Origin of the sequence: Pedobacter ghigonis, from assembly GCF_903166585.1 — a bacterium.
Taxonomy (GTDB): Bacteria; Bacteroidota; Bacteroidia; order Sphingobacteriales; family Sphingobacteriaceae; genus Pedobacter; species Pedobacter ghigonis.
In genome coordinates this window covers 242,464-257,514 of record NZ_CAESCM010000005.1, presented here as the reverse complement: position 1 = coordinate 257,514, position 15,051 = coordinate 242,464, and the positions used below count along the sequence as shown (strand labels likewise).

The following is a 15,051-nucleotide window of genomic DNA, read 5'->3' as shown; positions in this document are numbered from 1 at the left end:
TAGAAGTTAGGAGCTACCACCGTGATTTTAATTTTAGTTAATGATAGTAAGGGCAGTACTGGATAGTATGCCCTTATTTTTTTCAGTCCTTATCCACTCAGTTTAGCTTCCCCTCCCCACTTTAGCCGCCCGGCTATTGGCGCTTGCAGGACGGGACAGGACAGATTACCCAAATAAAAGCGCTACCCTCGTATAACCAAGTATAATCTTTCGCAGGATTTTCCCTCCTGCTTACAGTAAAAAGTACATCACCATTAAATATGAACAGCTATGAGCAAACAAAACAACAACCTCCCAATGCAACCGATTACACAAATACACGTCTGCTTAACGCTTTTTAAAGTATAGCCACCGCTTTTTTTTTGTAAAAACTTCAATACCAAATCAATAAACTAACAAAATTCTTCATTAAAAAAATCACCAGTAGCGGTCGGGCAAGGCTGTTGCGTGGTCCGTCTAAATCAAAGCACTCGAAAACAGGTAGCCTGTACATCAAAACAAGCTATCTGGACAAATAACCAAATATTTATAAAACCAAATCAATTATGGATCTTAATCTTTATCCAGAAAACCCACAGCGGCAGCGAGGCACTTCCTGCAGGAAATTGCTGATAACCGGGATGTCGGCATTAACCCTATTCTGCATTGCCGAACCGCTAAATGCAAAGGCCAATGCTTTTAATGCAGCAACTCACATTAATACTTCGATCAGGAAATGGGATACCACCATTAAAGGAAAAATTGTGGATGAAAAGGGCGAAACTTTAGTGGGCGTGAGCATTAAGGTAAAAGGCACAAGCCTGGTAACCAGTACCGATGCCAATGGTGCCTTTTCAATTACGATACCTTCATCGGTGAGCAACCCGGTTTTAGAAGTTTCGTATATTGGCTATACCACACAAGAAGTACCCGTAGGCGGAAAAACAACAATCAGCATTCAGCTAAAAAGCTCGACCAACGATTTGGAAGAAGTGGTGGTTGTAGGCTACAATACCGTTAAAAAGAGCGATTTAACCGGTGCAGTAGTAAGCGTGGGTGCAAAAGAAATCAGATCGAGGCCGGTAACCAATGCCCTGCAGGCCATGCAAGGCAAAGCGGCGGGGGTAGATATTACTTCAAATGAGCGGCCTGGCCAGGTTGGCGATATTAAAATCCGTGGTCTCCGTTCATTAAAAGCCAGCAATTCGCCATTATTTGTAGTGGATGGAATTCCGTTGCAGGCCGGTGGTATTGATGCCATTAACCCTAACGACATCGAAAACATCGATGTGTTAAAAGATGCATCGGCAACAGCCATTTACGGCTCGCGTGGTGCAAACGGTGTGGTACTGGTAACCACTAAAAAAGGTAAAACCGGCAGGTTAACGATGGATTATGTAGGTACTGCAACCATAGAAACCTTAAACGACAGGATGGACATGATGAATTCGGCACAATATATCGAGTTTCGTCGCGATGCATTCAGGGCCTTACCAACAACAGATGTTAGGAAATACCCGGCTGTAGCCACTTTAGCGAAAGACAGGGAAATTTTTGCCGGAGACCCATACGTGCTTGAAAATATAGAAAAAGGATGGGTAAATGGTGTGTACGATGGCAGTTTAGTTCCAACTACCGATTGGGGAGATCTGGTAACCCGGACCGGAATTACCCAGGATCACGTATTGAGTGTAAGTGGAGGAACCGATAAAATAAAGGCTTACGGATCATTTGGTTACCTCAACCAAACCGGCACACAACTGGGCCAGGATTTTGAAAGGTACAGTGGTAAATTAAGTGTAGAAATTAACCCGGTTAAGTGGTTTAAAATGGGACTTAATGTAACCGCAACCTATGGCTTGCAAAACTATGGTTTTGTTGCGGCAAGTGCTTCGGGGGCGGGCAATATCTATGCGGCCGCAAGGGGCATGTTGCCAATGGCGATCCCTTACGATCCGAGCGGCAACCGGATTAATTTGCCCGGTGGCGATATCAATATACAAAACCCGATTCTCGAAGCCGATTATAACATCAATTTACGTAAAACGCTAAGAACCCTGGGTTCGGCTTTTGCTGAAGTTAACATTTTAAAAGGATTAAAATACCGCATCAACTTCGGCCCCGATTTTTCAAATTTCTATAACGGAAAATACCAGGATGCCAAATCGGTAAACCGCGATGCAGGCATACCTGGTTCGGTTAACAACTATGCACAGCTAAACCAGAGCAACAAGTTTGCCTACACACTCGATCATTTATTATATTACGATAAAACCATTAATAAACACAGCTTTGGCGTAACCCTGTTACAAAGTTCATCGCTGTTTCAGGACGAATCTTCATCATTAACGGGCAGTAAAATCAATTTAATTGCTCCACTTTGGTACGGATTAAGGGCCGGAAGTATTACCGCTTTGGATGGATTTGATACCGATTTTAGAAAATCTACACTCGAATCGTACATGGCGAGGGTAAACTATAGCTTTGATAACAAGTACCTGTTAACTGCATCGCTCCGTTCAGATGGGGCATCACAATTGGCAGAAGGCAACAAATGGGATTTCTTCCCTTCAGCAGCCTTAGCCTGGCGTATAGATCAGGAAGATTTCATGAAAAACATCAAATGGGTAAATCAGTTGAAATTGCGCCTTGGTGTGGGTAGTACTGGTAACTCTTCAGTAGATATTGGCAGTACCCTGGGGCTTTTACAACCGCTAACCTATACTTTTGGCAGCGCTGCTCAGATCGGTTATGTGGCTTCCGACGCTTCTCTGGCCAATCCAATTTCTTTCCCGAACAAATTGTTGGGCTGGGAAAAAACACAGCAATATAACCTGGGTTTGGATTTCGACCTGCTGAAAGGAAGAATCAGCGGTTCATTAGACCTCTATAAATCTAAAACAACTGATTTGATCCTGCTTAAAAAGATCAACATCATTAATGGTTACCCTACTTCTTTTGATAACATTGGCTCGACAAAAAACAAAGGACTCGATTTAACCATCAATACGGTTAACGTGAGGTCGAAAGATTTCAGCTGGGAATCTACCCTGAATTTCTCTACCAGCAGGGATGAAATTGTTAAACTAAACGGTGGCGACATGGTTGCCGACCTTTTCTTTATTGGAAACGGCATTAGCGTGGCTTACGATTATGTAAAAGACGGCATCTGGCAAGATACCCCTGAAGACAAAATACTACGCGATAAGTTTAGTGCAAACGGACAAACCTTTTTACCCGGAAGCATTAAAATAAGGGATTTAAACGGTGATTTTAAAATCGATGCCAATAACGACCGTCAGGTGTTAGGACGTTACACCCCAAGCTGGACAGGCGGTATTACCAATACCTTTAACTACAAGGGTTTTGACCTTTCTGTTTTTATCATTGCGCGTTATAACTTCTTAATTGCTACAGGTGCAGAAGCCTTACAGGGTCGTTTTGCCCAACGTGTATTAGATTACTGGACACCAACCAACCCAACCAACGACTATCCGGCACCTAATTATGGCAGTGCGGCAGGCGATCAGTTTAAAAGTGCAATGAACTATCAGGATGGTTCATTTATTAAGGTTAGAAATATATCATTAGGCTACAATTTCGCAGAAAATATCACTAAAAAACTAACACTTTCCAGACTCAGGGTTTATGCACAGATGATTAATCCAGGTCTGATCTATTCGAAAGTTAAGTGGATTGACCCCGATTTAGGCGGTTCTACATTTAACAGAGGTGTTGTATTTGGCATTAACGCCAGTTTCTAAGGAATTAAAAATATTGATTATGAAAAAGATTGTAAATATTATATCAGGTGTAGCATTGCTAGGTGGGCTAATGATCCTGCCAACATCCTGTAAAAAAAGTTTTCTGGATGAAGAAGTGATTAACTCGCGCAATACATCCGATTTTCAAAAAACAGAGGGATTAGATGGCCTGGTGATCGGGATGTACCAAAGTTTAAAATTTCACTTTAACTATACCTGGGCCTACACCAGCACCAATTACGGAGTTGATGAATTTACGGTAGGCGGCGACAGGACCGAACAGATGTGGAACTCTTATGACGGGACTTTAAATTCTTTTAATGTAGATGTACAGGCTGTTTTCGACAACATGTACACCAATATCAATTCGGCCAATATTGTAATTAAAAACGTGCCCCTTTATTATACAGGTGCCAATAAAAATACCCGTTTAGGAGAAGGTTATTTTATGCGTGCCTTCGACTATTTTAAATTGGTTAAACAATATGGAGGCGTGCCTTTACAGCTCGAATCGTTAGAGGTAATTAAAGATGAGTTTACCCGAAACACAGCCAAGGAAGTTTACGAACAGGTGATCCAGGATTTTACGCAAGCCTATAATCTGCTACCAACAGCAGCAGCAGAAAGAGGCAGGATTACCAAATGGGCTGCTGCACATTTTCTGGCCAAAGCCTATCTCTTCCGTGCCAGCGAAATAAACAACGACTGGAATGGCGATACCAAAACAGCCGATTTACAAAATGCCATTAAATACGCAGATTTGGTAATTGGCAGCGGTCAGCACAGTCTGGCTACAAACTATAGCGATCTGTGGAACTTCACCACGGTTGATGGTGCCAACGAAACCAACAAGGAAGTTATTCTAGCTGCACAATTTTCGAATAACACCGCAACACAGGGAAGATACGGCAACCAGATTCATCTTTATTATCCATCTGTTTACCAAACCTTACCAGGAATGATCCGCGACATTGCCGGAGGAAGGGAATTTCAGCGTTTGAGATCTACCGATTATGCTTTGGATGTTTTTGACCGTGTTAACGATTCGAGGTTCTGGAAAAGTTTTAAAACACGTTACGTTTCCAACAATGCGGCCAGCATACCGAAGTGGATTAAGGGCAGTGCCCCAACCCCGGCACAAGAGGGTCAGCCAAAATTTGCAGTTGGCGAAGAAGCTGCTTTATACATTGTTAACAATGCCGGCGATACCCGCTATACGCCTATTGTTCCAAATGCCGATCCAGCATTACCAACCGATATTGCGCGCCGCAAACCTTCGATGTTTGTGCGCTATTTCGCTGGTCAGCCACAAAGCTATTTAAACAGCCATGGCAATTACGGCGTTAGCCAGTATGTGGCCTTATCTAAATTTATGGATGGCTCAAGAAATCTGGTAGCTTCGCAATTTGGCCAGCGCGATGGCATTCTAGCCCGCCTTGCCGAAACGTATTTAATTGCTGCAGAAGCTTACGGACGCTTAGGTCAGTATGCGCAAGCTATTCCTTATCTGAACAGTGTGCGCGATCGTGCCGCCTATAAAGAAGGCGAAGACCGTTCTGCTTATGTAGATGGTGGAATTGCTTACAAAACCAATCCGGCAGTAACTTCGGCCATTGTATCGTACTCGGATAAAAACACTTATTTCGAATCGAACAATATTCCGGTTACCACGGTAAACACTTTAAGTTCAATGCACCTGAATAGTGAGGCTGATATTTTTAACTCGACCAAAGACTTTTACGATAAAGTTGGGGCAAGTTCTAATGCCGATAAATTTAATGCCTTTATTTTGGACGAACGCTCGAGGGAATTAATGGGCGAACTGATGCGTTGGGAAGACCTGGCACGGACTAAAACACTGGTGGCGCGTACAGCTGCATTTAACCTTGAGGCTAAACCTGTTGAGGGCAAACATTATCTGCGCCCAATTCCTCAAAGTTTCTTAGATGTACTGAAGATTAACGGAGAGCCTTTAACACCTGCACAGAAGCAGGCCATGCAAAACCCTGGCTGGTAACTTAGCAAATACTTTAGCGGCGTTTAGCTCATTAAATGATGGGCTAAACGCCGTTTTTTTATAGAGAAAAATCACATCCTCCCTGAAAGCTTAACGCTATTCCTGACGGTTTTTAAAATCGGGCGTTATTCGCCTGCAGCAGGCGGGCAACCTTACAGCGATTACTAGTTGAAATTGAATTAGTGCTTTTACCGACCCATAGTAGTAAGATTGCTTCGTACCTCGCAATGACGATCACCGTGGGCCGTCATTCCCGCGCAGGCGGGAATCCTAATACAAAACGCTTTAAAATCCCCAACCCAGCCATAACCCTACCCATCAATAAGTTACATCTTCACTATCCTTAACCACATACTTAGGTTTTATACCAGTATCAGTAAGCATTTCACTAAATTTTACCTGTTGAGCATCATTTACCCACACTTCGGCACTGCCAGGCAATTTAATATGGTTAAACACAACATTTTTAAGCTGATGGCCCGCTGCCTTAAAACCATTGATATTGATTACGGGTTCTTTGGTTTGTGCATTGGAAAGATCGATGTTACGGAACACAAAATTCTCAAAAACCGGTGGCTCAGGTGCCGCAGCACCATCATTATTGTAGTTTACGGCCGAAAAAATGGTTATTTTAAGTAACTGACAATCGGCAACAGTTACATTTTTAACATAGCCGCCACGGTCTTTTGTGCCCTTAATCTGCATGCCATGTAATAAGGCACCAGCCGTACAATCCTGTATCAAAACATCGCTTACCCCGCCCGACATTTCGCTTCCGATAGAAATGCCATGCCCCCTGGTAAACACACAATTGCTGATGTTTACATTTCTGGTAGGTTTTCCGATGGTAAAACCTTCGGGGTTTTTGCCCGATTTAATGGCAATACAATCGTCGCCTGTTGAAAAAGTACAGTTAAAATATAGCTATCGTCGGATGAATCCGGATCCAAACCGTCGCCGTTACGGGCAGTGCTGCTGATGTTTAAATCGTGGCAGCTTATGCCTTTGCTGTAAATGTAATGAATGGTCCAGCAGGGCGAATCTTTAATCGTTAAACCCTGTATTTCAACATCCTTGCAGTTCATCAAACAGATTAAACGTCCGCGGCTTCTGATCCCGTTTTTATCAATCATGGCTTTGCCCAGTGCTCCACCGCCTCCACTAATGGCCCCCTCTCCTTTTATGGCCAACTGCGTTACAGCAAAACCACCTTTATTATTCATTACACCGGCATTTAATAAACTGGCATAGGTTTTCATCTCCCAGCCTTCAAAGCGGTTGTTATAAAATGGCAGGTAATCGTCGGTATTGCCGCTGCCTTTTAACACGCCATCTTTGGCAATCTCCAGCGTCATGTTGCTTTTCAAAAACAGTGCACCGCTTAAAAATATACCTTTGGGTATGCGTACAGTACCACCTTTGGGGCAGGCATCAATCGCTTGCTGTATACTCGCTGTATTCAGGGTTACACCATCGCCCTTCGCACCAAATGCCGTTACTGCTAAAATTTTACCTGTAGCTTTGGTGGTAAATTTCAATACGGCACTACTTGCCGACAGTTCCCCAGCCTTATTTTCGGCCTTAATGGTGCAGGTATAGGTTTTTAAAGGACTTAGGTTTTTAAGCGTATAGTTCGTTTTAGCCGAAATGCCGATCTCTTTTCCATTTAAAATAAGGTGATAGCGGATTACATCGAGATACGCAACAGGTTTATTCCATACCAGTGTAGCCGAATTGGCCGAAACCGTACCCGGTGCTACTACCGGATTAAGCGGCTCCCCTACAGCAGCAAAACACTGTAAGGAAAAAACAACTAGAAATGCGCTGATAATTAATGAGATTCTCATAAATTTTTACGGGGATTAATGGCATAAATTTACGGCTTATGCATTTTAAACGATTTGGTTAGCCCAGGGCAAAAGCAAGATAACATCATCAAGTTAAAAAAGCGCTGGTTTAAACGAAAGTATCTTATTCCATTTGATAAATCATCCTGTAGTGTCCTGCATTAAAAACCGGAAAACGATCATTTAACCACCAATCTACCGCTTTACAACAACAAAACCCGTAACGTTTTTAATACCGGTTTTGCAGGATAGCACAGGATGGATCGTTAGATTTTATATGTTAATATCGTATCATCATTTAACCAAATATTTCTGGCATTATTAACCTTTTTTTCGCAATCAGCGCTTACAAAGATTTATAATTCCAGTATTGCTCCTAGCCATCATCAAAATTAAAAAATGAGCCAAAAAAAATTACTCGCCCTTATGGTTTGCATAATCTTCTGCCTGCAAGCTTTTTCACAACAAAGCCCACCAGTTAGAACAAGCTACAATTTTAATCCGGGATGGAAACTATACGTAGGCGATATACCAGGTGCAGAATCGGTTGATTTTAACGACCAAAGCTGGAAAGCCATCACACTGCCCCACGCCTGGAACGAAGATGAAGCCTTTAAAAAATCGATTGAAGAACACTCAACCGGCATAGCCTGGTACCGCAAACATTTTAAGCTGCCGCAAAACAGCCAGAACTACAAAATTTTTCTGGAATTTGAAGGTATCAGGCAAGCAGGCGAGTTTTACCTGAATGGCAAATTTATTGGCCGCCACGAAAACGGCGTAATGGCTTTCGGTTTCGACATCAGCGATTTAATTAATGCAGATAAGGAAAATGTAATCGCCGTAAAAATAGATAACGCCTGGAACTACCGGGAAAAAGCCACCAATTCGGGCTACCAATGGAACGATAAAAACTTTAATGCCAATTATGGCGGCATTTCGAAAAATGTAAAACTGCATGTTACCGGTAAAGTGTATCAAACGCTTCCACTCTACACCACTTTACAAACTACCGGGAATTACATTTATGCCAAAGATTTCAACATCAGTCAAAAATCGGCCACCATCGTATCGCAGTCAGAAGTAAAAAACGAAAGCGGTCAGGCCAGCATGGTTGTTTACGAAGTAGCATTAAAAGATACCGAAGGGAAAACGATTAAAACTTTTGCAACGGCCCCACAAAGCCTTGCCCCAGGCGAAACCAAAATACTGAAGGCCGAATCATTGGTTAACGGACTCCATTTCTGGAGCTGGGGTTATGGCTATTTGTATACGGTTAGCTCACGATTAAAAGTTAACGGAACCATTATCGACGAACTGAACACCCAAACCGGTTTTAGAAAGGCCGAGTTTAAAAATGGCATGGTGTACTTAAACGACCGGGTATTGATGATGAAAGGTTATGCACAACGGAGCAGCAACGAATGGCCAGCCATTGGTTTATCGGTACCGGCGTGGCTAAGCGATTACAGCAACCAGCTCATGGTAGAAAGCAATGCCAATCTGGTTCGATGGATGCACATTACCCCCTGGAAACAGGATATCGAATCGTGCGACCGCGTAGGTTTGATACAGGCCATGCCTGCCGGCGACTCGGAAAAAGATGTAACCGGCACCCGCTGGGACCAAAGAAAAGCCGTAATGCGCGATGCGATTATTTACAACCGAAATAACCCCAGCATTTTGTTTTACGAGTGCGGAAACGAATCGATCAGTGCCGAACACATGAAAGAAATGAAAGCCATTCGCGACAGCTACGATCCCTACGGCAACCGGGCCATCGGATCGAGGGAAATGCTCGATATACCCGAAGCCGAGTATGGTGGCGAGATGCTTTACATTAACAAAAGTGCAACCAAACCACTGTGGTCGATGGAGTACTCGCGCGATGAGGCCCTCCGCAAATACTGGGATGAATTTTCGCCTCCTTACCATAAAAATGGTGCTGGTCCGCAATATAAAGGAGCCGATGCCAGCGATTATAACCGCAATATGAATAGCCATGCCATTGAAGATGTAATCCGCTGGAACGAATATTACCAGGAACGGCCAGGCACGGGCACCCGCCTAAGTTCGGGTGGGGTAAACATTATATTTTCTGATTCGAATACCCACCACCGGGGCGAAGAAAACTACAGGCGCAGTGGCGAGGTAGATGCCATGCGCATACCTAAAGATGGCTTTTTTGCACACAAAGTGATGTGGGATGGCTGGGTAGATGCGAAAAAGGAAGGCATTTATATCATTGGTCACTGGAATTACCAAAACGGCACTAAAAAGGATATAAACGTAGTGGCCGCAGGCGATAAGGTAGAACTGATCCTGAACAACAAATCTTTAGGCTTTGGTAAAAAGAGCGATGGCTTTTTGTTTACCTTTAACCATATCGCTTATCAGCCGGGTACACTAAAAGCGGTGTCGTACAACGCTTCCGGCAAAAAACTTGCCGAAACACAATTAAAAACTGCCGGAAAACCAGTAGCTATAAAACTTACGGCCATTAAAAACCCCGCAGGCTTTAAGGCCGATGGAGCCGATGTAGCGCTGGTTCAGGTTGAAGTGGTAGATATAAACGGAAACAGGTGCCCAACAGCTTTAAACACCATTAATTTTGAGCTCAGCGGACCTGCCGAATGGCGCGGTGGATTGGCACAAGGCCCTGATAATTTCATTTTATCGAAAGTATTGCCCGTAGAAGGTGGTGTAAACCGGGTTTTAATCAGATCGTTAACGCAGGCTGGTAAAATTAGCCTTAGCGCCAGTGCCGATGGTTTAAAACCGGCTGCGATTGGTTTAGAAACCATTCCTGTACTGGTAGAAAACGGTTTGGCAACAAGCTTTCCGGCCGATGGGTTAAAACCGAATTTAAGCAAGGGCGAAACGCCAAAAGGCAGTTCATTTACCGTACAGCGTAAAACGATTAAAATTATCGCCGCCGAAGCAGGCGCAAATAATGATAAAGCCCAATTGAGTTACGATGACAACGAACTGAGCGATTGGGTTAATGATGGAAAAATCAATACGGCCTGGATTAAATACACCCTGGAGAAAGAGCGTACGGTTAGCCAGGTGGCTTTAAAATTAAATGGCTTCCGTTCTAAAACCTATCCGCTACGCATTAGTGTTGATGGTAAAGAAGTGTTTAACGGTGAAACTAAAACCAGTTTAGGTTATTTTACCGCTACCTGCAAACCCACAAAAGGAAAAACCGTAACCATACAATTGCTTGGTTCGGGCAAAGAAAAAGAAAATGCAGCAATTGGTGTAGAAGTTAACGGTAAAAAACTGGATGATGGGGTTAACCGGGCAGAAACCAAATTAAAAGGTGGCTTAAGCATTATCGAAGCCGATATTTTTGAAACCCCATAAAAACAGCAATGACTATTATGAAAGCATTAAAAATATCCATTCTGCTGCTTCAAACCCTAATGGTTTCAGCAAGCTTTGCCCAAAACAAAACCAGTATTGAGGTAAATTTTAACCAGCCAATTGCGCCAATGAAACCCGTTTGGGCCTGGTTTGGTTACGATGAGCCGAATTATACGTATATGAAGGATGGCCAGAAACTGCTTACGGAGATTTCGAAACTCAGTCCGGTACCGGTTTATGTAAGGGCACATAATTTACTCACCTCGGGCGATGGTACACCGGCACTTAAATGGGGCTCAACCAATGCCTACACCGAAGATGCCCAGGGCAACCCCGTATACAACTGGAAAATTGTTGACCAGATTTTCGATACTTATGTTAAACGCGGCATGAAACCTTTGGCGCAGATTGGTTTTATGCCCGAGGCTTTATCAACCAATCCTATTCCCTATCAGCACCAATGGAAACCAGGAGCAAAATACAGTGTGATCGAAACCGGATGGGCCTACCCACCCAAAGATTACCAAAAATGGAGCAACCTGGTTTACGAATGGGTAAAACACAGTGTAGCCCGCTATGGCAAAGCCGAAGTAGAAAGCTGGTACTGGGAAGTTTGGAACGAACCGGATGGTGCCTATTGGAAAGGTACACAGGCTGAGTTTTTTAAACTTTATGATTATGCCGCCGATGGTTTGAAACGTGCGCTCCCCACAGCCAGAATTGGTGGTGCAAATGTTACCGGCGGAGCTTCCAAATACCTTGATGCCTTTATTAAACACTGCTTAAGCGATACCAATTATTTAACAGGAAAAATCGGTTCGCCTTTAGATGCTGTTCTTTTTCATGCCAAAGGATCGCCCCGCGTGATAAACGGCACAGTAGTGATGGATATCAGGGCCCAGCTGCGCAATATGGAATCGAACTACCGCGTAATTGCCAAATACCCGCAACTTAAAAATATCCCGGTTATTATCGGCGAGTCAGACCCTGAAGGCTGTGCAGCCTGTGGTATGGCCACCAACCCCGAAAATGCTTACCGCAATGGCACCATGTACTCGAGCTACACCGCTGCTTCGTTTGCCCGCTTGTATGCACTTACCGATCTGTATAAAATTAACCTGCTGGGCGCAGTAACCTGGTCGTTCGAGTTCGAAAACCAGCCCTGGTTTGCCGGTTTTAGAGATTTAGCCACCAACGGAGTTGATAAACCTGTGCTGAATGTTTTCAGGATGTTTGGGATGATGAAAGGCAACCGTGTAGAAACCAGAAGTAACCGCATGTATGCGCTCAGGTCGGTACTCGATTCGAGTATCAGGAAACCACAAACCGATATTGGCGCACTGGCCGCAAAAGCAGAAAAATCAGCTTCGGTGTTGGTGTGGAATTACCACGATGAAGACAAAACAGGCACCCAGGATTCGGTAAGGGTTTTGCTCAACAACTTACCCCTTAAAACAGTTACCCTAACCGAATACCGCATAGATGGCGATAACAGCAATGCTTACGAAATTTGGAAAAAAATGGGCTCGCCACAAAATCCCGATTCAAAACAGATTGCGCTACTCGAAAAAGCAGGTCAGCTTAAAATGGTTGGGAAGCCGGTAAAGCAAAGCAATTTAAAGGAGATAGGAATTTTATTACCCAGACAAGGAGTTTCGTTTTTGAAGCTGGATTGGTAATTCATAACCCCTAGGGTCATTTCGAGCGGACCCGATAGCTATCGTCAGGTCGCGATTACAAATCACGACCAACTGTGCTCCCGTTATCCTCTCCTCCCGGGTGCTGATTGGTAGTAACAGGCGCTACATTAAACAGCTTTTGAAAATCAGCTCCATAATACGGATCATCGTTACCTTCTCCCTTAGGGTTATCGCCATATTCGTTAGGTCCGTAATCGCTATCGCCAAAAAACAAAACCCAACCATAAAATGGGATTAACATCCACCAGCCAGAATTACCTCTGTCGTGACAACGTTTAGCACTTTGCGCGATCAAAATGTAAGCTGGAATTAACATTAATATACCCATAGCCTCTGAACCACCTTCGGCAGCAGCAACAATAAAAACGATTAGTATTAAACAAAAAATACGGGAAAGGGCATACTCGGTACGACGGATGCGACCTTCAAAAGAAAAAACAGATTTAAACATGAGTGCGTTTGATTATTTGGTGGATGCTAAAATAGGTTATTTTTTAAACTTTCAAATTTTTGTGACCAAATCCTCTGTGACCAAAAAATTGTCACAAAAAAGTAGTCGTTTTTTATGTAGTCAAAAAACGACTACATAAAAAACGACTACACTTCTATTTTTTTACAACGCTTATTTCCAGTCGAACGGCAAATACCAGTTTGCTGGTGTCATCAGTTTCGATCTGGTGGCACTTGCATTCGGATCGCCAGCTTTTAATAATTTCTGATAAACACGCTCTGCAAGAAACGCCGGATTATTTTGTCTGCGGGCAACACGCACCAAATCTGGCCAGCGGTTACCTTCAAAAGCCAGTTCCAAAGCATCTTCATCAATTAACTTACCTTCTAAACCCAGCATATCGGTTTGGAAACTCACATCAATAGCCCTTACCCCCGCACGGTTTCTGATGCCTGTATTCCGGTACCAGGGCGATTTATAATCTGAATTGCTTCTGGCATCAAAGTAATAAGGCGAAGTAGTTGGATAAGGTGTTTGCATGGTATTAATCTCGGCAGTAGAAACCGGAGATTTTGCGCCACTTACGTAGGTACCGGTATAATAAGTATCCTGAATACCGATATTCATAAAAGCCCAGCCCAATTTACCTTGTCCATCACGGTTTGCAGCTTCAGCAAAACGCAGGTGTAACAAACCAGCTCTATATATGCCCCATTTTCCGCCCTTATTGAAACTGTTTAAAGGAGTATTATTATCGGTGAGTTTGGTAATTACCGGGCCGGCAACCGAATTTTCGTAAGATAATTTTCCACGGGCATCGTAAGGGATACCGCTGTATTGCCTTTGCGAATTCCAGTTATCGATAGCCACCTGCGATGGTTTAATTAAATATTTACCATACAATGAAGAGCAAACTTCGACCATGGGATTGCCCGGTTTATAATTGGGATTATACGGAATACCCCAGAAAAACTCAGAATTCCAGGTGGTATTATTGGTGGGCTGTATAAACATATTGCGCCATCCACCATCAGTAATTAAAGCACCTTCATCTTGTGCTCTGGTATAACGCACAGTAAGGTCGTTATAGGCCGAACTGAGGTAGCCAACAACTTTATACACATCAAACTGAATGTTGATATTGGTATTGTTGTTCTCTATATTCATTATTTTGGCGTAATTTTCTGCCGCCTTTAAATAATTACCTTTCCACAAATATAAATCGCCCAGCACGAAGGGTTTACAAATGAATATTTTCTGGGTGTTCTGCCCATCAATACTTACAATTAACGAATTTCCTGCCGGATAAGCATATACTTCCTTATAAGGTAGTTTTTCGGTAAAATCGATCAGTCGCGTTAACAAATCATCGAAAGAAATACGGGGATATAAATTTAAATTTTTAACATCTTCTACATTCTCAACCGGATCGGTAATGTATGGAACACTTCCATATTGTGCCCCAAGCTGTAAGTAAATCCAGCTACGTAGCGCGCCCAGATCGGAGTAATGCTTGTTGTAATCATCAACACTCATTTTATGATCGGCCACCATGATATTGAAGTTTTTTAAGGCATCGTTGATGTTTAATATCACTGCGTAATATGGCCTTGGATCGATATAAGGATTATCTTTGGTAGTGGTATGGTTAGCCAGCTGCTTTAAATAAGCATCGGCATTGCCGGTTACATCTACCAAATCTGCACGTACCTCGTTTTGTAAAATATAGAGTTTTTCGAGTCCTAAAAACTGACCATAAATACCAATTACCGCAGCATCAGCATCGGCCGTGTTCTGATAGGCATTGGTAATATCGAGTTTATCTTCGGGCACCTCGTCGGTAATTTTTTTGCACGACCATGAACCTGTTGCAAGCAGGGCTACTGCTAAAAGGGCAATAACTTTTTTATTAAAATCCATCTTC

General features: G+C 43.2%; 6 protein-coding genes and 1 pseudogene. 4 read left to right on the top strand and 3 right to left on the bottom strand.

Features of this window, described 5'->3' with window-relative positions; all coding sequences use genetic code 11:
- Window positions 1-545 precede the first annotated feature (545 nt).
- Window positions 546-3,743, top strand: coding sequence for a SusC/RagA family TonB-linked outer membrane protein (locus HWV58_RS10060; protein WP_217706973.1), 3,198 nt, complete (start codon window positions 546-548; stop codon window positions 3,741-3,743).
- Between the two features lie 19 nt (window positions 3,744-3,762).
- On the top strand, window positions 3,763-5,760 hold the full coding sequence (locus tag HWV58_RS10055; protein WP_175633977.1) for a RagB/SusD family nutrient uptake outer membrane protein: 1,998 nt from the start codon (window positions 3,763-3,765) through the stop codon (window positions 5,758-5,760).
- A 318-nt stretch (window positions 5,761-6,078) separates the two neighbouring features.
- On the opposite strand, the pseudogene HWV58_RS10045 reads toward HWV58_RS10055, so the two are convergent.
- Window positions 6,079-7,607 (bottom strand): annotated as a pseudogene (locus tag HWV58_RS10045) (glycosyl hydrolase family 28 protein).
- A 399-nt stretch (window positions 7,608-8,006) separates the two neighbouring features.
- On the opposite strand from HWV58_RS10045, the gene HWV58_RS10040 reads away from it, so the two are divergent.
- Window positions 8,007-10,976, top strand: a complete 2,970-nt coding sequence (locus HWV58_RS10040) for a glycoside hydrolase family 2 protein (protein WP_217706972.1) — start codon at window positions 8,007-8,009, stop codon at window positions 10,974-10,976.
- 17 nt (window positions 10,977-10,993) lie between these two features.
- Window positions 10,994-12,655, top strand: a complete 1,662-nt coding sequence (locus tag HWV58_RS10035) for a GH39 family glycosyl hydrolase (protein ID WP_175633975.1) — start codon at window positions 10,994-10,996, stop codon at window positions 12,653-12,655.
- Between the two features lie 55 nt (window positions 12,656-12,710).
- Here HWV58_RS10035 and HWV58_RS10030 read toward each other — a convergent pair whose 3' ends face one another.
- Window positions 12,711-13,127 (bottom strand): DUF805 domain-containing protein, encoded by a 417-nt coding sequence (locus HWV58_RS10030; RefSeq protein ID WP_175633974.1) that lies wholly within the window; start codon window positions 13,125-13,127, stop codon window positions 12,711-12,713.
- Between the two features lie 171 nt (window positions 13,128-13,298).
- Entirely contained in the window at window positions 13,299-15,047 is a 1,749-nt protein-coding gene (locus HWV58_RS10025; RefSeq protein WP_175633973.1) for a RagB/SusD family nutrient uptake outer membrane protein, read from the bottom strand.
- Between the last annotated feature and the right edge of the window lie 4 nt (window positions 15,048-15,051).